Origin of the sequence: Kitasatospora sp. NPDC002551 (assembly GCF_040296005.1) — a bacterium.
GTDB lineage: Bacteria > Actinomycetota > Actinomycetes > Streptomycetales > Streptomycetaceae > Kitasatospora.
This window is the reverse complement of record NZ_JBEOWI010000016.1, coordinates 115,562-138,480: the sequence shown is the minus strand read 5'-3', so window position 1 is coordinate 138,480 and position 22,919 is coordinate 115,562. Positions and strand designations below refer to the sequence as shown.

Below are 22,919 nucleotides of genomic sequence, written 5' to 3'. Positions count from 1 at the left end.
ACCAGCAGCCCGACGGTGGGGAGGGTCCACAGCACCGTCACCGCGATCACGAAGACCGAGGCGAGCGGGGAGGAGAAGGCCTTCCGGACGGCGTTACGGGCCTTTCCCTGTGTCCGGTCCGCCCGGGCGCTCAGTCGGCCCAGGCCTTCAGGGCGGCCAGCCGCTCCTGGAGCGGCTCGTAGACGCCGGGGGCGGCGGCCACCGTCAGCACGCCGTCCGGGCCCTGCCCGGGGCGGCCGCCGACCAGGGCGCCGGCCTCGGCCGCGATCAGGCAGCCGGCCGCGCGGTCCCAGGGGGCCAGCCCGCGCTCGTAGTAGCCGTCCAGTCGGCCGGCGGCGACGTCGCAGAGGTCCACGGCGGCGGCGCCGGCCCGGCGGATGTCGCGCACCTCGGGCATCAGCCCGAGCACCACCTCGGCCTGCCGGACCCGCACCTCGCGGACGTAGGCGAAGCCGGTGCCGATCAGCGCCTGGCCCCACGGCGGGGCCGGGCGGGCCGACAGCGGCCGGCCGTCCACCCGGGCGCCGCGGCCGAGCACGGCGTGGAACAGCTCGCCGCGCGCCGGGGCGTACACCACACCGACCACCGCGCGCCCGTCCAGCTCGGCGGCCACGCTGACCGCCCAGGAGGGCAGGCCGTAGAGGTAGTTGACGGTGCCGTCGAGCGGGTCGACGACCCAGCGCACCCCGCTGGTGCCGGGCCGCTCGGCGCCCTCCTCGCCCAGGTAGCCGTCCTCGGGGCGGCGGGCGGTGATCAGCTCCAGGACGAGCTTCTCGGAGGCCAGGTCCATCTCGGTGACCACGTCGACCGGGCTGCTCTTGGTGCCGGCGACACCGAGGTCGGCGGGCCGGCCCTCCAGCAGCAGGGTGCCGGCCCGGCGGGCGGCGTCCAGGGCGACGTCGAGCAGCTCGTCGAGCAGGGCGGGGTCGGGCACGGCGGGGCTGGACACGGGTTCTCCTCCGGGGGCGGAACGGGTCAGCGCTCGGCGGCGGCCGGGCGCGGGGCGCGCGGGTTGGGGCAGCAGGCCACGGCGCAGACGTCGTGGCCCGGGCCGAGCGTGCCGAGGGCGCAGCGGGTCACCGGCGCGCCGCGCTCGGCGGCGGCCCGCTCCAGGACGAGTTCGCGCACGGCGGCGGTGAACCGGGGGTCGGCGCCGACGGTGGCGGCCCGGGCGACCGGCAGGCCGAGTTCGGCGGCCTTGGCCACCGCCTCGGTGTCCAGGTCGTACTTGACCTCCATGTGGTCGGAGACGAAGCCGATCGGGACCATCACCACGGCCGGGGCCCCCTCGGCGTGCTGCGCCTCCAGGTGGTCGCAGATGTCGGGCTCCAGCCAGGGGACGTGCGGGGCGCCGCTGCGGCTCTGGTAGACCAGCTCCCAGGGGCGGTCGGCGACCCCGGTGCGCTCGGCGACGGCGGCGGCGACCAGCCGGGCCACGTCCAGGTGCTGGGCGACGTAGGCGCCGCCGGGGCGGCCGCGGGCCGGGTCGTCGGGGGCGCCGGAGGTCTCGGCCATGCTGTCCGGGATCGAGTGGGTGGTGAACGCCAGCCGGGCGCCGGCCCGGACCTCCTCGGGCAGCCGGCCCAGGGCGGCCACGGTGGCGTCGATCATCGGCTCGACGAAGCCGGGGTGGTTGTAGAAGTGGCGCAGCTTGTCGACCCGCAGCTCCGGCAGGCCCTCGGCGGCCAGCGCGGCCAGCGCGTCGGCGAGGTTCTCCCGGTACTGGCGGCAGCCGGAGTAGCCGGCGTAGGCGCTGGTGGCCAGGACGGCGATCCGGCGGTGCCCGTCGGCGGCGATCTCGCGCAGGGTGTCGACCAGGTAGGGCGCCCAGTTCCGGTTGCCCCAGTACACCGGCAGGTCGAGGCCGTGCTCGGCGAAGTCCGCGCGCAGCGCCGCCAGCAGCGCGCGGTTCTGCCCGTTGATCGGGCTGACGCCGCCGAACAGGAAGTAGTGCTTGCCGACCTCCTGGAGCCGTTCCTTCGGGATCCCGCGGCCCCGGGTGACGTTCTCCAGGAACGGGACGACGTCCTCGGGGGCCTCGGGCCCGCCGAAGGAGAGCAGCAGCAGGGCGTCGTACGGAGCGGCGCCGGTGGCGGATGGGTTGCGCGCGTCGGACATGGCACCGATCCTGCCACCGGGAACAGGGAGGCCGGTGCCGGGGCTGCACACAGTGCCCGGAAAAATACCGTTTGCCAAGGTTCGTAAGCTGTCTTTGCCAGCAACGTTCCTTACCCCCTGCGGAGCCCCCGTGCTGTCCAGCTACCGCCAGATCTTCGCCGCGCCCGGCAGTCTGGCCTTCTCCTCCACCGGGTTCATATCCCGGCTGCCGATCTCCATGACGGGGATCGGCATCGTCACCATGCTCTCCCAGCTGCGCGGCTCCTTCGGCGTCGCCGGTCTGGTGTCGGCGACGATGGCGGTGTCCGCGGCGATCCTGGGACCGCAGGTCTCCCGGCTGGTGGACCGGCACGGGCAGCGCCGGGTCGTCCTGCCGGCCACCGCGGCCACCGTGGTCGCCGCCGTCGGCCTGCTGCTGTGCGCCCGGTTCGAGGCGCCGGTCTGGACGCTGTTCGTGTTCGCGGCCGGGATGGGCGTCATGCCGAGCACCGGCGCGATGGTGCGGGCCCGCTGGGCGCACCTGTACCGGGACGAGACGCCGAGGCTGCACACCGCCTACTCCTTCGAGGCGGTGGTCGACGAGATCTGCTTCATCGTCGGCCCGATCCTCTCGGTGACGCTGGCCACCGCGGTCTTCCCGGAGGCGGGCGTGCTGCTCGCCGGCGTCTTCCTGGCGGTGGGCGTGGCCCTGTTCGCCGCCCAGCGCTCCACCGAGCCGCCGGTCCATCCGGCCGCCCGGCAGGTCGGCAGCCCGGTGATCCTCAACCGGGGGCTCCAGGTGCTCATCCTGACCTTCGTGGCCACCGGCGCGATCTTCGGCTCCGTCGAGGTGGTCACCGTGGCGTACGCCAAGGCCCAGCACCACGACGCGGTCTCCGGGGTGATCCTGGCGCTCTGGGCGCTCGGCTCCTGCCTGGCCGGCGTGGTCTTCGGCACGCTCAAGCTGACCGGCTCGATGGCCGTGCGCTTCCTCGGCGGCGTGGTGTTCATGGCGCTCAGCATGGTCCCGCTGCTGCTGGTCGCCGAGTCGGTGAGCGGCGTCGGCGGCCTGGTGGCGATCGGCGGCGCGCTGCTGATCGCGGGCATCGCCATCTCCCCCACTCTGATCACCGCGATGGGCCTGGTCGAGCGGATGGTCCCGGCGGCGCAGCTGACCGAGGGCATGACCTGGACCACCACCGGGCTGGCGCTCGGCGTGGCGGCCGGCTCCTCGGCCGGCGGCTGGGTGATCGACGCGGCCGGTGCCGCGGCCGGCTACTGGGTGCCGGTGGCCGCCGGGGTCTTCGGCGTGCTGGCCGCGTTCGCCGGGCTCGGCCGGCTCCGGACCGGACTGGCCGCCGAGGAGGTCGCCGAACCGTCGGCCGTCACCGTGGACCTCGAACGGTGACCTGACTTACCCTCCTCCCTACCCGTGGCCTACCCACGGGTAGGGACCGAGGTGAGCCGACGCCGTTCGGCCACGGAGCAGGAGGCGCCGCAATGCCCCAGGCCAGTACCGCGACCCGCACCCGCTGGACGAACTGGGCGGGCAACCAGAGCACCGTGCCCGCCCGGGTGGTCACCCCCGGCACGGCGCAGGAGCTGGCCAAGGAGATCCTGCGCGCCGGCGACCAGGGCCGGACCGTCAAGGCCGTCGGCTCCGGCCACTCGTTCACCGCGATCGCCTCCGCCGGGGACGGCGTGCTCGTCCGCCCGCACGCGCTGACCGCCGTCCGGGAGATCGACCGGGAGAACGGCACGGTCACCGTCGAGGCCGGGCTGCCGCTGCACCGCCTCAACCGGCTGCTCGCCGCCTCGGGCCTCTCGCTCACCAACATGGGCGACATCGAGGTGCAGACCGTGGCCGGCGCCACCAGCACCGGCACCCACGGCACCGGCCGGGACTCCGGCGCGCTCGCCACCCAGATCCGCGGCCTGGAGATCGTGCTCGCCGACGGCGGCATCCGCCGCTGCTCCCCCACCGAGGACCCGCGGCTCTTCGAGGCCGCCCGGCTCGGCCTCGGCGCGCTCGGCGTGATCACCGCGCTCACCCTCGCCGTGGAGCCGGCCTTCCTTCTCACCGCGCACGAGCAGCCGATGCGCTTCGACGAGGTGCTGGAGCGGCTGGACGACCTCACCGCGGTCAACGAGCACTTCGAGTTCTACTGGTTCCCGCACACCGACCGCTGCTCCACCAAGCGGAACAACCGCAGCCAGGGGCCGGCCGCGCCGCTGCCCCGGTTCAAGGAGTGGCTGGAGGACGACTTCCTGTCCAACACCGTCTGGGAGGGCGCCTGCCGGGTCGGCCGCCGCTTCCCCGGCTCGGTGCCCGCCATCGCCGCGCTCGCCAGCCGCGCCTGGTCGGACCGCAGCTACACCGACACCGCGTACCGGGTGTTCACCAGTCCCCGCAAGGTGCGCTTCATCGAGATGGAGTACGCGGTGCCGCGCGCGGCGGTCGGCGAGGTGCTGCGCGAGCTGCGGGCGATGATCGAGCGCTCCGACTGGCGGGTCAGCTTCCCGGTCGAGGTGCGGTTCGCGCCGGCCGACGACGTCTGGCTCTCCACCGCACACGGCCGGGACACCGCCTACATCGCCGTTCACCTCTACCGGGGCACCGCCGAGCAGGGGTACTTCACCGGGGTCGAGCGGCTGATGACCGCGCACCAGGGCCGCCCGCACTGGGGCAAGCTGCACACCCGGGACGCCGAGTACCTCGCCGGGGTCTACCCGCGCTTCGCCGACTTCACCGCGCTGCGCGACGAGTTGGACCCGGACCGCCGCTTCGGCAACGACTACCTGCGCCGGGTGCTCGGCGCCTAACCCTGCGGCTGACCCTGCGCCTGCCCCGTCGGGGCGGCCGGGGCGGCCGGGGCCGCGGGCGGCTCGGCGGCGGTGGTCGGGGCCGGCGGCCTGGGCGTCGCGGCGCCGGAGGGCTTCGCGGCCCCGTCCCCGGCCGGCGCGGAGGGCTCGACGGACGCGGCGGGCGCGGACGGCTCGCCGGTGGGGCGCGCGGAGGGCGGGGCGGAGGGCGACGCGCCCGGCCCCGTACCGGAACCGGCCGACGGGGAGGCCGACGGCCCGCCGCCCTCCCCGTCCGGACGGGCGCCGGGACTCGGCCGCCCGGAGGCGCCGTCGTCCCGGCCGGCCGACGGCGAGGGCACCGAGGACGGTCCGGAGGAGGATCCGGAGGACGGCGCGGAGGACGGCGCGTCACCCGGTGGGACGGTCGGTTTCCGGTCGACCCGGCCACCGATCGAGGTACCGGTGCCCGACTCGCCCTTGACCGTCGCCGACACCGGCTGCCCGGTCGCCAGCTCGAAGGCCAGGATCGGCACCATCGCGAGGGTGAAGACCAGCGCCGACACCGCCGCGAAGGACTTCCAGGTCCACCGCCGACGCGCCCGGACCGTCTGCGGGGCGCTCCACGGGGTGGAGAGCGCCGGCTCCGCCGCGGTGACCGGCTCCGGGGCCTGCCGCAGTCCGTTCGCCAACTGCCCCGGCCCGCCGGTCCGGTCCACGGCGCCGCGCAGCTGCTCGCCGGTGCGCTTGAAGAGGTGCTGGAACACCGCGCTGCCGGTGGTCGCGCCGATGCTCACCACCGCCGCGCCGAGAATGGTGCCGTACACCCCGAGTTCGGACGCCAGCACCGCCCCCACCACGGTCGCCAGCGCGCTTGCGGCGACCTGAGCCACACTCAGATCAATTCGCCTGCGACCTTCCCCGGCTCCGTCCTGGTCGGGCTTCACCTGCGGCATCAACATCCCTCGCGTCAGTACGACTGTCCTTCGAACAAGTCACTCCATCTTGCCCAAAGAAGGACACAAGGGTCGAAAATGCGGTTCTTCGCGAGAGATATATGTGAAGATGATCACCGTTCATCGGCCGATCCTCGGCCATTGGGGTCGTGCGCTCTTGAGATTCCCGTGAATCGCGGGAGACTTGAGCGGCGAGCCGCCCCTTTGGATGCCACGAATGGAGTACTGTTCGTAAAGCCTGAGGCCCGGGTCGACTTGTCGACTGCCCATCAACCGGCAGTTCGACGAAGAGCTGTGGCGCAGGCACGCACGGCGACGCCCGTCCCGGATCGTCGCGTCACTGCGCGTGCGAGGACGGCCGGGACACCCAGGCGCGACGCCGACGGACGGCGTGGCAAAAAGGCAACCGTGCCACAGCGGCGTGGCCGGGCGTAAGCCCGACACGCCGGGGAACTCAGCAAGGTTGTGGCCAGTCGCGAGCGGGCAGGCCACACTCAGTACGGGAGCAGCGACGCAGGTGACGTCGGCAGGCACCACCCGGGAGGTAACCGTGCCCGAACTGCGGGTTGTGGCCGTCAGCAACGACGGCACACGGCTGGTGCTCAAGGCTGCCGACAGCACGGAGTACACCCTTCCCATCGATGAGCGGCTGCGCGCCGCCATCCGTGGTGACCGTCCGCGCCTCGGCCAGATCGAGATCGAGGTCGAGAGCCACCTCCGCCCCCGGGACATCCAGGCGCGGATACGAGCCGGTGCCTCCGCCGAGGAGGTCGCGCAGGCGGCCGGCATCTCCGTCGACCGGGTCCGCCGCTTCGAGGGTCCGGTGCTGGCCGAGCGCGCCTTCATGGCCGAGCGGGCCCGCAAGACCGCGATCCGCCGGCACGGCGAGGCCCCCGGCCCGCAGCTGGGCGAGGCGGTGGCCGAGCGGCTGGCGCTGCGCGGCGCGGAGAAGGAGACCGAGCGCTGGGACTCCTGGCGGCGCGACGACGGCACCTGGGAGGTCATCCTCTCCTACCGGGCCGACGGCGAGGGCCGCAGCGCCTGCTGGACGTACGACCCGCCCCGGCGGCTGGTCCAGCCGAACGACGACGAGGCCCGCGCGCTGATCGGCGAGACGGTCGAGCGCGAGGAGGAGTCGGTCTTCCCGTTCATCCCGCGGATCGCCCGGCTCCCCCAGGACCGGCCGCCGCGTCCGATGATCGACCGGCCCTCGGCGGACCGGATCATGTCGGCGCGCGAGGTCCGGGAGTCCCGCGAGGCGACGGCCGAGTCCCGCGACTCGCTCACCAGCCTGCTGGACGTGGTGCCCGCCTTCCGCGGCGACCTCGCGGTCGGCGCGCCGCCGCCCATCGAGCCGGTGCCCGCCGAAGTGGCCGAGGAGGCCGAGGAGCCGGCGGCCGCCGCCCCGGCGGTCGGCGCGGGCTCGGCGTACGCGGACATCCTGATGCCGCGCGCGGTCGCACCGCACCGGGAGCGGCTGGTCGGCACCACCGACCGGCAGGCCGAGGCGGACGGTGTCCGGCCCGGGCGCCGGGCCACCGTGCCGAGCTGGGACGAGATCGTCTTCGGCAGCCGCCGCAAGAAGCAGGAGTAGCGGCAGGACCGCTGAACCGGAGGGGCGGACGGCTTCGGCCGTCCGCCCCTCCGGTGTGCGGGCTCAGCCCGGCTGGTCGGTGACGGCCACCGGGCGGGTCTCGTCGCCGGACCACTCGCTCCAGGAGCCCGGGTAGAGGGTGGCCGGCAGGCCGGCGACCGCGAGGGCCAGGATCTGGTGCGCGGCCGTCACCCCGGAGCCGCAGTAGACGGCGGTCTCCCGGTCGCCCGCGCCCAGCGCCCGGAAGCGCGCGGCGAGTTCGGCGGCGGGCCGGAAGCGCCCGTCCGGGCCGACGTTCTCGGTGGTCGGCGCGGAGAGCGCGCCCGGGATGTGGCCGGCCCGCGGGTCGATCGGCTCGGTCTCGCCCCGGTAGCGCTCCCCCGCCCGGGCGTCCAGCAGCAGGGCCTCGCGGGCCCAGGCCGCGGCGCCGTCCGCGTCGGTCACCGGCAGCTGCCCGGGCACCGGCTTGAAGTCGCCGTCCCCGGTCGGCGGCACCTCGGTGGTGACCGGCAGGCCCGCCTCCTGCCAGGCCGCGTAACCGCCGTCCAGCACGCGGACGTCGGGGTGGCCGGCCCAGCGCAGCAGCCACCAGGCGCGGGCGGCGGCCATCGCGGTGGCGCCGTCGTAGACCACCACCGGGCGGTCGGCCGAGACGCCCAGGCGGCGCAGCGCGGCGCCGAACTCCTCCGGGTCGGGCAGCGGGTGGCGGCCGCCTCGTCCGGGCGGGCCGGCGGGGGCCGCGAGGTCGGTGTCGAGGGCGACGAAGCGGGCGCCGGGCAGGTGGCCGGCGGTGTAGTCCTCGATGCCGGGCGGGCCGCCGAGCTGCCAGCGCACATCGAGCAGGACCGGCGGGCGTCCGGAGGCGAGCGCCTCCCGCAGGTCGGTCACCGACACCAGCGGGGAATCATCGTGAAGCGTGGTCATGGCGGTCATTCTGGCGCAGAGCGATCACCTCGGTGCTCTTTGTGCGGTCTTTGCCGGACTTTCCGCGCGGCCCGAGGGTTCGACGCGCCCCACGGTGGAAGCATCACCCTCACTGCGCCGTTTCGTGCGCCGTCCGCCCCCCGAGGAGACCTGTCATGTCCGCGCTGACACTCCGGCTGGCCCAGGGCACCCCGTGCTGGGTCAGCCTGATGACCGACGACCTGCCCGGTGCCCGGGCGTTCTACGGCGAACTGCTCGGCTGGACGTTCACCCAGGGGCCGACGCAGCTGGGCGCGTACGTGCGGGCCCGGCTCGGGGAGGAGCCGGTGGCCGGGCTGGGGTTGTCCTCGGTGACCGGTTTCCCGGTGCAGTGGACCACCTACTTCGCGGTGGACAGCGCGGACCGCTCGGCCCAGCTGGTGCGCGAGTGCGGCGGAACGGTCGCGGTCGGGCCGCTGCAGGCGGAGCGGGCCGGGCGGCTGGCGATCGCGGCGGACGTCTCGGGGGCGGTCTTCGGCCTCTGGCAGGGCGAGGAGCACCCCGGCCGGGAGGCCGGGTCCGAGCCGGGCGGGCCGGCCTGGGCCGAGCTGCTCACCCCGGACGCGGACGGCGCGGCGGTCTTCTACCGCGCGGTGCTCGGGGTGCCGGTGGCGCAGGACGAGGACGGGGCGGCCCTGCTGGTCGGCGGCCGGCCGGTGGCCGGGATCCGGCGCGACGCCGAGCTGCGCGGCCACCCGCCGCGCTGGCGCACCCACTTCGCCGTCACAGACGCCCAACTGACGGCCCGCCGGGCGGTGGAGCTGGGCGGCCGGGTGCTGGTGGAACCGCACCCGACGCCGCGCGGCCTCGCGGTCCGGCTGGCGGACCCGCGCGGCGGGCACTTCTCCGTGCTGGAGGCGGTCTGAGGCCGAGCCTCAGGCCTGCTGCTCCTCGAAGGGGAGGACGTCCGGGGAGAGCACGGCGGCGCGGGCGGTGGCGGCGGTGAGCCGGCGGCGGTGGTGGCGGCGGCAGAGCACCTCGTAGCCGACCTCGTCCTCGCGCACCGAGATGTCGCCGATCACCACCTGCGCGCCCTCGACCACCATCACCCCGCCGACGGTGCGGGCATTGTGGGTGGCCCGGGCGCCGCACCAGCAGAGCGCCTCCACCTGGAGCACCTCGACCCGGTCGGCGAGCTCGATCAGCCGCTGCGAGCCGGGGAACAGCCGGGTGCGGAAGTCGGTGGTGATGCCGAAGGTGTAGACGTCGATGTCGAGTTCGTCGACGACCCGGGCGAGCTGGTCGATCTGGCCGGGGGTGAAGAACTGGGCCTCGTCGCAGATCAGGTAGTCGACCCGGCCGCCGGCCGAGAGCCGGTGCACCACGTGGGCGTGGAAGTCGAAGTCGTCGGACACCTCCACCGCGTCGGCGCGCAGGCCGAGGCGGCTGGAGATGGTGGCCGCGCCGGCCCGGTCGTTGCGGGTGAGGATGATCCCCTGCCGGCCGCGGGCGGCGTGGTTGTGGTCCATCTGGAGCGCGAGCGTCGACTTCCCGCAGTCCATCGTGCCGGAGAAGAACACCAGTTCAGCCATGGGTGGTGCAAAAGCCTTTCACATCAGGGGGTTCAGCGGCGGAATTCGAGCAGCGGCACGTACTGCTCGACCGGGGTCATCGAACCGTGCAGGCCGATCATCGCGGACTCGCCCGGCTCGTTGCGGGAGGCGGTGATGGCGATGTCGTCGCGCGCGGCGGCGACCACGTCGCCGATCCGGTGGTAGACCCGCTCGTCCACGGCGGGGCCGAACCAGCCGGCCCCGATCGCCTGGTCGCGGGTGGCCACCCACATCCGGTCGCCGAGCACCTCGCTCCACACCGCGTGCACGTCGGCCGCGGCGCCGGGGACGGCGTAGACGTGCCGGGCCCGGCCCTCGCCACCGAGCAGGGCGACGCCGGCGCCGAGCTCCCAGTCCTCGTCGAAGTCGATCCGGTCCTCCGGGGCGATGTCGATCATGCCGTGGTCGGCGGTCACGTACATCACCGAGCGCGGGGGCAGCTGCTCGGCGAGCCGGCGGGCCAGCCGGTCGACCGCGTCCAGGGTCATCCGCCACTCGTCGGAGTCCACGCCGAAGCGGTGGCCCGCGCCGTCCAGCTCGCTGACGTAGGTGTACACCAGGGCGCGGTCGTGCTCGGCCAGCCAGGCGGCGGCCCGGTCCATCCGCTCCTCGCCGGTGGTGCGGCCGAGGAAGGTGCCGCCGGAGAGCGCCACCCGGGTGAGCGGGGTCTGGGCGAACAGCGGGGAGGAGACCTGGGCGGTGGCCACCCCGGCGGCGTCCACCCGCTCGAAGACGGTCGGGTACGGCTGCCAGGTGCCCGGGTCGGTGTGCGGCTGCCAGCGGAGCTGGTTCATCAGGTGGCCGGCGCCGGGCACCGCCACCGTGTAGCCGGCCAGGCCGTGCAGCCCGGGCGGGGTGCCGGTGCCGACCGAGGCCAGCGAGGTGGCGGTGGTGGACGGGAAGCCGGCGGTCAGCGGGCGGCCGGTGCCGCCGAGCGAGCCGGGCGTCAGCGAGGAGAGGAACGGCGCGTACTCGGGGTGGCGCAGCAGCAGTTCCCAGCCGAGGCCGTCGACCAGGAAGACCACCGCGCGGTCGGCGGGCGCCAGCGGCAGCGCGGCCTCGAAGCCGGGTACGCCGAGGCCGGCCGCCACCGAGGGCAGCAGGTCGCAGAGCGAGCCGGTGCCGTACGGGGGCGCGGGCGCGGCGGCGGGGTCGAGGAGCTCGAAGGCGTCGTGGCCGTCGGGGGCGAAGGGCATGGTGGCGGGGGTGGCTTCCTGGCTGTCCGGTACGGTCCGGGCCACCGGGGGTGGCGTCCGGACGACGCGGGTGGGCGCGTGACGGCGGTACGTGGCGATGGCGCGGGACGGCGGGTGCGGACCGGCGAGTGGGGCGGCGGGTGCGGGACGGCGGTGCGGATCAGACCCGGGGGCGGTCGGTGACGGTCGCCTCGGACAGGGCGCGGGCGAAGACCAGGGCCTGGGCGACCGTCTCGGGGCCGTCGCCGGCCTCGCTGACCCGCAGGGACAGGTCGTCGGCGGTGGCCGAGCCGGTGTAGCCGTGGTCCGCCTCGCAGTTGGGGTCGGAGCAGCCGGCCGGTTCGAGGTCCAGGCGCTGCACGGCGCCCCAGCCGATGGTCAGTACGACCTCGCGGGGCAGGGTGCCCGGGGTGTAGGTCTCCGGGTTGGCGACCATCCGGCTGACCACGACGGAGTTGATCCGGTCGAGGCGGACGCTCTCGGTGGAGGTGGTGGCCAGCGGGACGGCGGGGCTGCTGGCGTCGCCGGTCTGCTCGTCGGTGTGGCTCACCACGAAGCGGGTCGGGGTCAGCACCAGCACGGTGACGTGCCGGCGGACCTCGTTGGCGTCGAAGGTGGTCTCCTGGTGCACCAGGTAGGAGCTGATCGGCTCGGGACCCACCGCGGACTCCACCGCCTCGGACACCAGGGCCGGGTAGTAGCCGCTGCGCTCGATCGCGGAACGCAGGTCCTGCGTGGTGGTGGTACCGGTCTTCGCCATAACTCCATCCTGGCATGGTCCGCCGACGAAGCGGGCGGCGCGGCGCCGAGCTTCGGACAACGGCGCCCGCGGTCCGGACGCAACCAAGGAAGGTTACAGCGTGCTCATGGCGCGCGGACCCAGATCGCTGCGGACCGGCAGGGGTGCGATGCGCACGCGCGCCCCCAGGATCGCCAGTCCGTGCGGGGCCACGACCACCGGTTCGAGATCCACCGAGGCGACCTCCGGGAGGTCGTCGACCAGCCGGGACACCCGCAGCAGCAGCTCCTCCAGGGCGTCGGTGTCGACGGCCTCGGCGCCGCGCCAGCCGAACAGCAGGGGCGCCGCGCGGACCTCGCGGACCAGCGAGGCGACGTCCTGGTCGGTGGCCGGAACCAGCCGGTGGGCGACGTCGCCGAGCAGTTCGGCGGGGGCGCCGGCCAGGCCGAAGGAGAGGATCGCGCCGACCGCCGGGTCCACGGTGGCGCCGATCACGGTGTCCACCCCGCGCGGGGCGAGCCGCTGGACCACCAGTTCGGCCTGGGCGGCGCCGCCGAGCAGAGCGTCCAGCTCGTGGTGGGCGCGGCGCAGGCCGGGCTCGCCGGTCAGGTCGAGCCGGACGCTGCCGAGGTCGGGGCGGTGGCGCAGGTGGGGGGCGGTGGCCTTGAGCGCGACGGGGTAGCCGAGGGTGGCGGCGGCGCGGACGGCGCTCTCCTCGTCGGGGGCGGGCAGGGTCGGCGAGACGTCGACGCCGTAGCGGGCGAGCAGGGCGGCGGCGTCGGCGTCGGGCAGGGTGATCCGGGCGCCGCCGGGCTGGGTGCGGGCGGCGATGGCCGTGCGGGTGGAGAGCGCCTCCTCGACCAGGGCGCGGGCGCCGGCCTCGTCGATCCGGTCGAGTTCGGGGACCCGGGCGGTCTCCTCGGCCTCGGCCATCCGGCGCCGCCAGTCGGCGTAGTGGACGGCGTGGGCGAGGGCGCGCACGGCCCGCTCGGGCGCCGGGTAGGAGGGGATGCCGCCCTCGCGCAGCCGGCCGGGCAGGTCGGTGAGCGCCAGGTGGGCGAGGACCAGCGGCTTTCCGGCGGCGCGGGCGCGCTCGCCGGCGTCGAGCAGGGCGGCGGCGATCTCCGGGTCGTCGGAACCGAGTTCGGGGTCGTCCGGGGCGGTGAGCCGCCCGCCCACGCCCGGGCCCCACATCTGGGTGCCGATCGGCGGGATGGCGACGGCGATCACCGCGTCCACCCCGGGGTCGCTCAGCGCGGTGTCCAGGGCGATCCGGAAGTTCTCACCGGTGGCGGCGGTGGTGAGGTCGACGGGGGTGCGCGGGCGCAGGCCGGCGGAGAGGCAGGCGTCGTGGGTGAGCAGGCCGAGCGAGTCGGAGTTGCCGATCACGGCCACCCGGTCGCCGGGCGGCAGCGGCTGGAGGGCGAGCAGTTCGCCGGTGTCGTACAGGTCGGTGATGGTCTCCACCCGGGTGACGCCGGCCTGCTGGAAGAGGGCGTCGACGGTGGCGTCCTTGAGGCCGGTGGCGGTGGCGGGGACGGCGTGGCCGGGCGGCAGGCTGCCGGTGTGGCGGGCGCCCTTGACCACGACGACCGGCTTGGCCTGGGCGAGCCGGCGGGCGATCCGGGTGAACTTGCGGGGGTTGCCGAAGGACTCCAGGTAGAGCAGGACGACGTCGGTGGCCGGGTCCTCGGCCCAGTACTGGAGGAAGTCGTTGCCGGAGACGTCGGCGCGGTTGCCGACCGAGGCGAAGGAGGAGATGCCGAGGCCGCGCCGGTGGGCGGCCTCCAGCAGGGCGACGCCGATCGCGCCGGACTGGCAGAAGACGCCGAAGCCGCCGCGGGCGGGCAGGACGGGGGCGAGCGAGGCGTTGAGCGGGCGCTCGGGGTCGGTGGAGAGCAGGCCGAAGGCGTTCGGGCCGATCACCCGCATGCCGGCGGCGCGGGCCTGGCGGACCAGGGCGCGCTGGCGGTCGCGGCCCTCGGGGCCGGTCTCGGCGTAGCCGGCGGTGACCACGACCAGGCCCTGGACGCCGTGCGCGCCGCAGGCGGCGACCGCCTCGGGGACGGCGGAGGCGGGGACGGCGATCACCGCGAGGTCGACCGGGCCGGGGATGTCCAGCACCGAGCGGTGCACCGGGACGCCGTCCAGCTCGGTGCCGGGCTCCGCGTTGCGGTTGACCGCGTAGACCGGGCGCTCGTCGCCGGCGAAGCCGGTGAGCAGGTCGCGCAGCAGGGCGCGGCCGACGGTCTGCGGGTGGCGGGAGGCACCGATCACCGCGACCGAGCGCGGGGTGAGCAGCCGCTGGACGGAGCGGGCCTCGGCGCGGTGCTCGCGGGCCCGCATGACGGCGAGCGAGGCGGCGGTGGGTTCGAGGTCGAACTCCAGGTGGACGACGCCGTCGGCGAAACTGCGGCGCTGGACGTAACCGGCGTCGGTGAAGACCTTCACCATCGCGCGGTTCTCCGGCAGCACCTCGGCCTGGAAGCGGCGGATGCCGCGCTCCTGGGCGACGGCGGCGATGTGCTCCAGCAGCGCGGAGGCGACGCCGCGGCCCTGGTGGGCGTCCTGGACCAGGAAGGCGACCTCGGCGTCGGTGCCGGTCTCGGAGGGGCGGCCGTCGGGGTCGATCCGGTCGTAGCGGACGGTGGCGACGAAGCGGTCGCGGATGACGACGGCGAGACCGACCCGGTTGACGAAGTCGTGGTGGGTGAAGCGGTGGACGTCCTTGTCGGAGAGCCGAGGGTAGGGCGCGAAGAACCGGAAGTACTTGGACCGGTCGGAGACCTGTTCGTAGAACTCGACCAGGCGGCCGGCGTCGGCGGGGGTGATCGGCCTGATCCGGGCCGTGCCGCCGTCGCGCAGCAGGATGTCGGCCTCCCAGTGCTGGGGGTACTCCGGCTCGGGTCGCGCTACCGCAGAGTCGTCCACGAGCGTCAGGTTATCCGGCGGTGGGCCGAATGGCGCCGGGCGTGTGTTCACGGCAGGGTGGACAGGGCCGCTGAACGGGGATTATTGCGTCGTTTATGCCTCCGAAAGAAACAATCACAAGTCCCGAACGCGGTGGTTCGCAGGCGCCGCCTGCGTGCAACACTGGTCTAGACAACACGTCCGTTTCCCCCCATCACGGCCGTGACCAGCATTACCGGAAAGGCACGTCTCATGGCTGAGCGCCGCGTCACCATCGGTTGGGCCGAGGGCCTGCACGCCCGTCCCGCCTCCGTCTTCGTCAAGGCCGTCGCGGCCACCGGCGTGCCGATCACCATCGCCAAGCCCGGCGGCAACCCGGTCAACGCCGGCTCCATGCTCGGCCTGCTCGCGCTCGGCGCCCAGGGCGGCGACGAGGTCGTGCTGGCCTCCGACGCCGAGGGTGCCGACCAGGCCCTGGACCGCCTGGCCAAGCTGGTCTCCGAGGGCCTGGACGAGCTGCCCGCCGCGGCCTGAGACCGCCACCGCACACGTCCGGAGCCCGGGCCCCGTTGGTCGGGGGGCCCGGGCTCCGGTGTGCGCGCGGCGGGTCAGCCGGCCGCGATGGCCCGCAGGATGTCCAGCCGGGCCGCCCGGCGGGCCGGCCGCAGCCCGGCCACCGCGCCCGCGACGATGCCGGCCAGCAGCACCACGGTGAGCTGCACCGGCGGGACGGCGAAGCTGCCGGTGCCCTCGGTGTCGGCCGCCCGCACCAGCGCCCAGCCCAGGAACGCCCCCAGGCCCAGGCCGCCGACCGTGCCGAACAGCGCCACCAGCACCGACTCCCAGCGCACCATCGCCCGCAGCTGGCCGCGGGTCTGGCCGACCGCGCGCAGCAGGCCCAGCTCCCTGGTCCGCTCGTGCACCGCCAGGGTGAGCGTGTTGGCGATCCCGAGCAGCGCGATCAGCACCGCGAGCGCCAGCAGCGCGTAGACCACCGAGAGCATGATGTCGACCACCGAGGCGGCGCTCTTCGCGTACTCCGAGCGGGTCTGCACCTTCGGGTCGCCGAACGGTGCCGCCGCCGCCGTCACCGCCGCCTTGCCGGCCGACAGCGAGACCCCGTCCTTCAGCGCGACCGCCACCAGCGAGTCGGCGTCCTGGCCCTTGTGCGGGGCCCAGGCCTGCCGGGTGATCAGGTAGTCACCGGCCAGCTCGCCGCCCTGGTAGAGCGCCTTCACCGTGAACGGCGACTCGACGCCGTCGCTGAAGCGCACCGGGACCGTCGTGCCCACCTGCCAGCCCTGCTTCCCGGCCTCGGTGCGGGACACCGCCAGACCGTCGGTGCCCAGCTCCAGCGAGCCGTCCACCCGGCCGAGGTCGACGATGCCGGCCAGCCGGGCCGGGTCGGTGACGTCCAGGGTCCGGCCGTGGCCGTCCACCCGGGCCACGCCCCGGCCCAGGCCCACGCTCTGCCGCACCTCCGGCAGGGCGCCGACCGCGTCCGCCAGTTTCGGGCTCAGCCCGCCGCCGCGGAAGCCCCCGGTGGAGACCGCGAGGTCCCCGGCGAAGGTCTTGCTCACCGTGTCGTCCATGGTCGCCTTGATCGACGCGCCGAAGACGGTGAACAGCGAGACCACCGTGACCCCGACCATGAGCGCGCTGGCCGTCGCGGCCGTCCGCTTCGGGTTGCGCGCCGCGTTGCGCTCCGCCAGCACGCCCGGCATGCCGCGCAGCCTCGGCAGCGGGGCGCCCAGCAGCCGCACCACGAAGGTCGCGAACACCGGGCCGAGCACCACCACACCGAGCAGCGTCGTCACCGCGCCGCCCGCGGTCAGCGCCACCGAGGGGCCGTTGGTCGCGCCGACCACCGTGCCGGCCACTCCGGCCGCCACCAGCAGCGCGCCGGCGATCCAGCGGATCCGGCCGGCCCGGCCGTCCGCCGCACCGTCCACCGCCACCGCCCGCATCGCGGCCAGCGGCGCCGTGCGGCCCGCCCGCACGGCCGGCGCGACCGCCGAGCCGACCGCCGTGACCGTCCCCACCAGCAGCGGCAGGGCCACCGAGACCGCGCCGACCACCAGGCCGCCGGTCGGCAGGTTGAAACCGATCACCTTGAAGAGCGACTTCAGCCCCGCCGCCACCCCGATCCCGCCGAGCAGTCCGGCCACCGAGGCGGCCACGCCGACCACCACCGCCTCCGCCAGGGTCGCCGCCAGCACCTGGCCGCGGGCCGCGCCCAGCGCCCGCAGCAGCGCGTTCTCCCGGGTGCGCTGGGCCACCACGATGGCGAAGGTGTTGTGGATGGTGAAGGTCGCCACCAGCAGGGCGATGCCCGCGAACACCAGCAGCAGGGTGGTGAACATGGTCAGGAAGCGGCTGGACACCTGCTTGGTGGCCTCCTCGCTGACCTTCGTCCCGGTCACCGCCTCCAGCCCGGCGGGCAGCTTCGCCGACAGCGCCGTCACCAGCTCCTGCTGGGAGACCCCGCTCTCGGCCCGGAACTGGATCGAGGTGGCCTGGCCCTGCCCCTTCGGGGTCAGGTAGCGCTCGGCGTCCTCCAGAGTCAGCCCGGTCCAGGTGTTCTGGCCCATGCCGTCGGCCTGGGCGCCGAAGGTCGCGATGCCGACGATCGTCACCGTCACCGGGTCGGGGGCGCGCAGGACGGTCGTGTCGCCGAGCTTCAGCTCGCCGGCCTTGGCCGCGCCCCGGTTGATCACCGCCTCGCCCGGCCGCTGCGGTGCCCGGCCCTCGGCCAGCCGGTACGGGTTGAGCCCGCTGTCGGCCTGCCAGTAGCCGGCCAGGGTGGGCGGACCCTGGCCGCCCACCGCCTTGCCGTTCTTGCCGATCAGCTGGCCGGAGCCCTGGATCGCCGGCTCGGCCGCCGCCACCCCCGGCACCTGGCGCAGCTGGTCGGCCAGCGCCAGGTCCACCGGGGCCCGGACGCCGCCGAAGGTGTTCTCGGTGTCCATCACGTCCGCGCTGCGCACCACGGCGTCGGTGCCGCGGTTGGCGTCGGCGAACAGGGTGTCGAAACTGCCGCGCAGGGTGTCGCCGAGCACCAGCGTGCCGGACAGGAAGGCCACCCCGAGCAGGATCGCGGTGAACGTCCCGGCCAGCCGCCGCTTGTGCGCGGCCAGCGAACGCAGGCTGATCCGCAGGGTGGCGGTGGCGCTGCTGCTCATGACCGGACGCCTCCCCGTCCGGCCGCGGGGGCGTGGTCGAAGGCCTTCATCCGGTCCAGCACGTCGGCCGGGGTGGGCCGCTCCATGCGGTCGACCAGGCGGCCGTCGGCGAGGAAGAGCACCTCGTCCGCGTAGCCGGCGGCGGTCGGGTCGTGGGTGACCATGACCACCGTCTGGTTCATCTCGTCCACCGCGCGGCGCATCAGCTCCAGCACCTCGGCGCCGGTGCGGGAGTCCAGGTTGCCGGTCGGCTCGTCGGCGAAGACCACCTCGGGGCGGCCGGCCAGCGCCCGGGCCAGCGCGACCCGCTGCTGCTGGCCGCCGGAGAGCTCGCTCGGCCGGTGGTCGAGCCGCTCGCGCAGCCCGACCGCGTCGATCAGGGTCTCCACCCACTGCCGGTCCACCTCCCCGCCGGCCAGGTCGACCGGCAGGGTGATGTTCTCCCGGGCGGTGAGCACCGGCACCAGGTTGAAGGACTGGAAGACGAAGCCGATCCGCTCCCGGCGCAGCAGGGTCAGCCGGCGGTCGCTGAGGTTCTCCAGCTCGGTGTCGCCGATCATCGCGGTGCCGGCGGTCAGCCGGTCCAGCCCGGCCGCGCAGTGCAGCAGGGTGGACTTGCCCGAGCCGGACGGGCCCATGATCGCGGTGAGCCGGCCGGCCGGGAAGCCGACGGTCACGTGGTCCAGGGCGCGCACCTCGGTGCGGCCCACGCCGTAGACCTTGACCGCCTCGGTGACGCGGGCGGCCATCCGGTCGGTGTCGACCAGTTCGAGGACCGGGAAGGACGTCACTTGGCACCGCCCTGGCCCGGCTTGGTGTCGTCCGGGCCCTGCAGGTGCTCGAGCAGGGTGTCCCGGCGGGTGCGGTACTCCTCCTCGCTGATCTCGCCCTCGGCGTACCGGCGGGCCAGGTTCGCCAGCGGGCCCTCGGGGCCACCCGGCCAGCCACCGCGCCAGCCCGGGCCGCCGCCGTTCCACGGGCCGCCCCACTGGCCGGCCCACGGCGGGCCCCACGGGCCGCGGCGGCCCCACGGCCCGCGGCGGCGCAGCACGGTGAACACGGTGATCAGGACGAGCAGCCAGAACAGCGGGAAGAGCAGGAACCACGGGCCCGGGCCGCCCCCGTTCCACGGGCCCCAGCCGTCCCGGCAGATCGTGTCGGCGAGCAGTGCGGTGCTCTGCATGTCGGTCAACTCCTCGGTGAGCCCCGCGGGTTCGGACGGGGGCCTCGCGTCGGCCCCGGACCGTTCCCGAGGCCACCACGAGCGTCCCGCCGAGGAGGGGTCCGGCGCGTCCTCCGGGGAGCGGCACCGGGGGTACGACGGGGGGAGTACGGGCCGGGGGCGGCGCTGCTCCGCGCCGGCCGGCGGGTGGCCCCCGGCTACAACCAGCCCGGCCGGACCAGGCCGGACTCGTAGGCGAGGACGACCAGTTGGGCGCGGTCGCGGACGCCGAGCTTCACCATGGCGCGGCTGACGTGCGTCTTCGCGGTGAGCGGGCTGACCACCAGACGGCGGGCGATGTCGTCGTTGCTCAGGCCCATGCCGACCAGGGCGAGCACCTCGCGCTCCCGGTCGGTGAGCGAGGCCAGCAGCCGCCCGCTCGCGGCGGGCTCCCGGGAGCGGCTGGCGAACTCGTCGATCAGCCGGCGGGTCACGCCCGGGGAGAGCAGCGAGTCGCCGACGGCGGCCACCCGCACGGCCCGCAGCAGGTCGGAGGGTTCGGTGTCCTTGGCCAGGAAGCCGGCCGCGCCCAGCCGCAGCGCCTCGAAGATGTACTCGTCCAGCTCGAAGGTGGTCAGCACGACCACCCGGACCGCGGCCAGCTCGGGCCGGGAGCAGATCCGCCGGGTGGCCTCCAGCCCGTCGGTGCCGGGCATCCGGATGTCCATCAGCACGACGTCCGGCCGCAGTTCCTCGACCAGCCGGACGGCCGCCTCGCCGTCGTCCGCCTCGCCGACCACCTCGATGTCGGGCTGGGCGTCGAGCAGGGCCCGGAAGCCCGCCCGGACCAGGACCTGGTCGTCCGCCAGCAGTACTCGGGTCATCCCGACCGCCCCTTCTCGCTCGCCGTGCCCGACCCCGCCGGGTCGGGCAGCCAGGCCCGCACCCGGAAGCCGCCGCCGTGCGGTCCGGCGGTCAGCTCGCCGGCGAAGGCCGCGGCCCGCTCGCGCATGCCGATCAGGCCGTTGCCGGAGCCGCCGCCGTCGCCGCCGGCGGCCGGGCCCGGGTCGTCCACCCGGAGCAGCAGCCCGTCCGGGGAGGACCAGTCCATCAGAACCGTGGCGGTGCGCGCGGCCGAATGGCGGATGATGTTGGTGAGCGCCTCCTGGACGATCCGGAAGGCGGCCAGCTCCACCTGGGCGGACAGCGGCCGGGCCGGGCCGGCCGTCTCGACCGTGACGGTGAGCCCGGCGTGGCCGGCCTGGGTGACCAGTTCGGGCAGCCGGGCGAGGCCGGGGGCGGGGGTGCGCGGGGCCTGGCCGTCCGGGCCGCGCAGGGTGCCGAGCACCTGGCGCACCTCCCCCAGCGCCTCCTTGCTGGTCGCCTTGATGACGGTCAGCGCGGCGCGGACCTGGTCGGGGTGCTCGTCGATGAGCTCCAGGGCTACCCCGGCCTGGAGGTGGATCACCGAGATCGAGTGGGCCAGGATGTCGTGCAGTTCGCGGGCCATCCGCAGCCGCTCCTCGGCCGCCCGGTTCTCCTCGGCCTGCCGCCGGGCCAGCCGACGGGCGGCCAGCTGTTCGCCGCGGCTGCGCATGATCTCGGCGCCGGCCAGGACCAGCAGCAGCCAGGCCGCCGCCCCGGCCTCCTGCCACCAGCTGGGGCCGGGTCCGGGCGCGCGCTGCCAGGCGTGCGGCAGCAGGTGGGAGCTGGCCAGGTGGACCAGGTAGCCGACGCCCAGCGAGGTCCAGGCCCACCGGCGGCAGCCGCGGGCGAGCGCGCCGTAGACGGCCACGCCGAGGCTGAAGAACACCGGGCCGTACGGGTAGCCCGCCAGCAGGTAGCCGGTGGTCACGGCGGAGACGGCGGCCACCACCGGTCCGGGGTAGCGGTCGCGCAGCAGCAGCAGGGCCGGGCCGAACAGCAGCAGCGCGTACCCGGCGGCGTCCAGCGCGGCCCGGTCCGGCTGCTGGTGGGAGGCGGCGGTGGAGCCGATCACCTGGACCAGGGCGACCAGGAGCGCGGAGAACCGCGTCCAGGCCGGCCTGGTCCAGGGCGGTCCGCCGTAGGGGTAGGTCTCGTGGTCGGTGCTCATGGACAGCGGAGGGTCACCGCCCCGGCGCCGCGGCGGCGGCGCGGCCGGTGCGCGCGGCACGGGCCTCGGCGGCCAGGCGCCGGCCGCGCTTGGTCATCCCCCAGGGCTTGACCACGGACAGCACGGTGGCGGTCAGGTAGATGGCGAGCGCCACCGAGGGCGCGATGACCAGGACGTGCGGGGCGCGGCCGTCCGGCGGGACGGTGCCGGCGGCGACCTGGCCGGCCGCGTCGTGGATGAAGGCGCGCAGCGCGAAGATCGAGGCCAGGGTCGCGGCCAGGGTCAGCCAGAACTTGGTGGCGACCCAGCGGTACCGCAGCAGGCCCCAGGTGGTGCCGAGGGACAGCAGCAGGCCGGAGAGCAGCGAGAGCAGGCTGACCGGGATCAGCAGCCAGTCGGCGAAGATCTGCTGCGCCAGGTAGGCGGCGCGCACGGTGTCGGGGTCGTCGGAGAAGCGGCCGGCGATCCCGAGGGCGAGCACGCCCGCGGTCAGGCCGAGCCAGCCGACCGAGAAGGCGACGTGCACGACCAGCCAGACCCGGCGGGCGTGCTTGGGCAGCCGCAGGCGGCCGGCCCGGCCGGCCGGGGGTCCGTCGGGCACCGTCGTGGCCGCGGACGGCTCCCCCGCGTCGGCCCCGGTCGGGGGCGCGGGGGTGTCGGCGGCGGGCGGACCGGAAGGTGTGGGCATCGGCTGTGCTCCGGAGGGCGAGGGGCGACGCGGGCCACGGGCCGGCGGCCACCGGGGTGGATGGTGTGCGGCCGCCGGCCCACGGCTTGGGTGATCCGCGGGATCACTCCTTACTCTGCCCGGTCCGCGGGGGCCGGGCATCGCACCCAGGGAGTAGCCGGCCGTACCCCTCGTTGAGTACGGGCGGTGGGTGGGCGCTGCCACGGGCCGGCGGGCCGGCGGGGCGGGCGGTCGCTGGACGGGCGGTCAGTACGCGATCTCGACGACCGCGCGGCGGGCGGCCGGGTCGCCGAGCGCGCCGAGCAGGTAGTGCGCGAGATCGGCGCGGGATATCGACCACGCCCCGGACAGCCGCCGCCCGGCGGCCGTGCGGTAGCGGCCGCGGGCCCGCCCGCCGGTGAGCCGGGCGGCCCGGACCAGCGTCCAGTCCAGCTCGGTGTCGGCCAGCAGCAGCCGTTCCATCCGCGCCATGTCGGCGTACGGCCGGCGGAGCATCGGGTGCAGCACCCAGGAGGTGAGCGCCCGCTGCAGCGGGGCGGCGCTCCAGGGCGCCGGGCTCATGCTGGTGGTGGAGACGCAGAGCACCCGGGCCACCCCGGCCGCGTGCATGGCCTTGAGGATGTGGCCGGTGCCGGCCGAGTAGACGGTGGTGGCGGCCCGGCTGTAGCCGATGCCGAGCGCGGAGACCACCGCGTCCGCGCCCCCGACGGCCCGGGCCACCGCGGCCGGGTCGAGGACGTCGCCCTGCCGGATGGTGGTCGGCCGGGCGTCGGCCAGGGCCAGCGGATCGCGGGCGAAGGCGACGGTGGAGTGCCCGGCCGCGGCGGCCAGCTCCAGGAAGTGGCGGCCGGTGCCGCCGGTCGCGCCGAAGACGACGATGTTCACGGTGCGTTTCCCCCTCGGTCAGCGGCGGCGGTGGCCCTCCGGCGCGCGGCCGGCCCGCGCCGCGGACGTGCCGCGGGCGGGCCGGCCTCCGCCGGGG

20 protein-coding genes are annotated in these 22,919 nt (G+C 75.3%); 5 read left to right on the top strand and 15 right to left on the bottom strand.

Going from position 1 to position 22,919, the window contains the following annotated elements; translation table 11 throughout:
* Nucleotides 1-130 precede the first annotated feature (130 nt).
* Together ABT093_RS16840 and ABT093_RS16835 are read right to left on the bottom strand one after the other, a co-directional pair.
* Complete coding sequence (locus ABT093_RS16840) at nucleotides 131-934, bottom strand: inositol monophosphatase family protein (protein ID WP_350564872.1); 804 nt, start codon at nucleotides 932-934, stop codon at nucleotides 131-133.
* A gap of 41 nt (nucleotides 935-975) precedes the next feature.
* A complete protein-coding gene (locus ABT093_RS16835; protein WP_350564862.1) occupies nucleotides 976-2,118 on the bottom strand; it encodes a ferrochelatase in 1,143 nt (380 codons plus the stop codon).
* Between the two features lie 130 nt (nucleotides 2,119-2,248).
* Here ABT093_RS16835 and ABT093_RS16830 point away from each other — a divergent pair, with 130 nt between their 5' ends.
* Entirely contained in the window at nucleotides 2,249-3,505 is a 1,257-nt protein-coding gene (locus ABT093_RS16830; protein WP_350564860.1) for an MFS transporter, read from the top strand.
* 92 nt (nucleotides 3,506-3,597) lie between these two features.
* Complete coding sequence (locus ABT093_RS16825; RefSeq protein ID WP_350564858.1) at nucleotides 3,598-4,920, top strand: D-arabinono-1,4-lactone oxidase; 1,323 nt, start codon at nucleotides 3,598-3,600, stop codon at nucleotides 4,918-4,920.
* On the opposite strand, the gene ABT093_RS16820 is transcribed toward ABT093_RS16825, so the two are convergent.
* Nucleotides 4,917-5,792: a hypothetical protein gene (locus ABT093_RS16820; protein ID WP_350564857.1), complete on the bottom strand. Its 876-nt coding sequence runs from the start codon at nucleotides 5,790-5,792 to the stop codon at nucleotides 4,917-4,919. The genes ABT093_RS16825 and ABT093_RS16820 overlap by 4 nt on opposite strands.
* Before the next feature lie 580 nt (nucleotides 5,793-6,372).
* On the opposite strand from ABT093_RS16820, the gene sepH reads away from it, so the two are divergent.
* Complete coding sequence (gene sepH, locus ABT093_RS16815) at nucleotides 6,373-7,449, top strand: septation protein SepH (protein WP_350564855.1); 1,077 nt, start codon at nucleotides 6,373-6,375, stop codon at nucleotides 7,447-7,449.
* Between the two features lie 63 nt (nucleotides 7,450-7,512).
* On the opposite strand, the gene ABT093_RS16810 is transcribed toward sepH, so the two are convergent.
* Nucleotides 7,513-8,373, bottom strand: a complete 861-nt coding sequence (locus ABT093_RS16810) for a sulfurtransferase (RefSeq protein WP_350564854.1) — start codon at nucleotides 8,371-8,373, stop codon at nucleotides 7,513-7,515.
* Between the two features lie 155 nt (nucleotides 8,374-8,528).
* On the opposite strand from ABT093_RS16810, the gene ABT093_RS16805 reads away from it, so the two are divergent.
* Nucleotides 8,529-9,278: a VOC family protein gene (locus ABT093_RS16805; protein ID WP_350564852.1), complete on the top strand. Its 750-nt coding sequence runs from the start codon at nucleotides 8,529-8,531 to the stop codon at nucleotides 9,276-9,278.
* Between the two features lie 9 nt (nucleotides 9,279-9,287).
* Here ABT093_RS16805 and ABT093_RS16800 read toward each other — a convergent pair whose 3' ends face one another.
* The 4 genes from ABT093_RS16800 to ABT093_RS16785 all read right to left on the bottom strand — a co-directional run bounded on the left by ABT093_RS16800 (nucleotide 9,288) and on the right by ABT093_RS16785 (nucleotide 14,831).
* Complete coding sequence (locus tag ABT093_RS16800; protein WP_350564850.1) at nucleotides 9,288-9,944, bottom strand: thymidine kinase; 657 nt, start codon at nucleotides 9,942-9,944, stop codon at nucleotides 9,288-9,290.
* 32 nt (nucleotides 9,945-9,976) lie between these two features.
* Entirely contained in the window at nucleotides 9,977-11,161 is a 1,185-nt protein-coding gene (locus ABT093_RS16795; protein WP_350564870.1) for an alkaline phosphatase family protein, read from the bottom strand.
* A 160-nt stretch (nucleotides 11,162-11,321) separates the two neighbouring features.
* A complete protein-coding gene (locus tag ABT093_RS16790; RefSeq protein WP_350564848.1) occupies nucleotides 11,322-11,921 on the bottom strand; it encodes a DUF5998 family protein in 600 nt (199 codons plus the stop codon).
* 93 nt (nucleotides 11,922-12,014) lie between these two features.
* The gene (locus ABT093_RS16785; RefSeq protein WP_350564846.1) at nucleotides 12,015-14,831 is read right to left on the bottom strand and encodes a bifunctional acetate--CoA ligase family protein/GNAT family N-acetyltransferase; all 2,817 of its coding nucleotides are present in this window, start codon (nucleotides 14,829-14,831) and stop codon (nucleotides 12,015-12,017) included.
* A 231-nt stretch (nucleotides 14,832-15,062) separates the two neighbouring features.
* On the opposite strand from ABT093_RS16785, the gene ABT093_RS16780 reads away from it, so the two are divergent.
* Nucleotides 15,063-15,344 carry an HPr family phosphocarrier protein gene (locus ABT093_RS16780; RefSeq protein WP_350564844.1) on the top strand — a complete coding sequence of 94 codons (282 nt, stop codon included), beginning with the start codon at nucleotides 15,063-15,065 and terminating at the stop codon, nucleotides 15,342-15,344.
* Between the two features lie 74 nt (nucleotides 15,345-15,418).
* On the opposite strand, the gene ABT093_RS16775 is transcribed toward ABT093_RS16780, so the two are convergent.
* From ABT093_RS16775 to ABT093_RS16745, 7 genes are all read right to left on the bottom strand, one after another.
* Entirely contained in the window at nucleotides 15,419-17,992 is a 2,574-nt protein-coding gene (locus ABT093_RS16775; RefSeq protein WP_350564842.1) for an ABC transporter permease, read from the bottom strand.
* On the bottom strand, nucleotides 17,989-18,741 hold the full coding sequence (locus tag ABT093_RS16770) for an ABC transporter ATP-binding protein (protein ID WP_350564869.1): 753 nt from the start codon (nucleotides 18,739-18,741) through the stop codon (nucleotides 17,989-17,991). The genes ABT093_RS16775 and ABT093_RS16770 overlap by 4 nt, the downstream gene beginning before the upstream one ends.
* 38 nt (nucleotides 18,742-18,779) lie before the next feature.
* Complete coding sequence (locus ABT093_RS16765) at nucleotides 18,780-19,175, bottom strand: SHOCT domain-containing protein (protein ID WP_350564841.1); 396 nt, start codon at nucleotides 19,173-19,175, stop codon at nucleotides 18,780-18,782.
* Nucleotides 19,176-19,372: 197 nt separating this feature from the next.
* Nucleotides 19,373-20,038 (bottom strand): response regulator, encoded by a 666-nt coding sequence (locus ABT093_RS16760; protein ID WP_350564839.1) that lies wholly within the window; start codon nucleotides 20,036-20,038, stop codon nucleotides 19,373-19,375.
* Nucleotides 20,035-21,249: a sensor histidine kinase gene (locus ABT093_RS16755; RefSeq protein WP_350564838.1), complete on the bottom strand. Its 1,215-nt coding sequence runs from the start codon at nucleotides 21,247-21,249 to the stop codon at nucleotides 20,035-20,037. Before ABT093_RS16755 ends, ABT093_RS16760 begins: the two co-directional genes overlap by 4 nt.
* Before the next feature lie 13 nt (nucleotides 21,250-21,262).
* Nucleotides 21,263-21,937, bottom strand: coding sequence for a DUF2269 domain-containing protein (locus tag ABT093_RS16750; protein WP_350564837.1), 675 nt, complete (start codon nucleotides 21,935-21,937; stop codon nucleotides 21,263-21,265).
* A 246-nt stretch (nucleotides 21,938-22,183) separates the two neighbouring features.
* Complete coding sequence (locus ABT093_RS16745; protein ID WP_350564835.1) at nucleotides 22,184-22,822, bottom strand: NAD(P)-dependent oxidoreductase; 639 nt, start codon at nucleotides 22,820-22,822, stop codon at nucleotides 22,184-22,186.
* Between the last annotated feature and the right edge of the window lie 97 nt (nucleotides 22,823-22,919).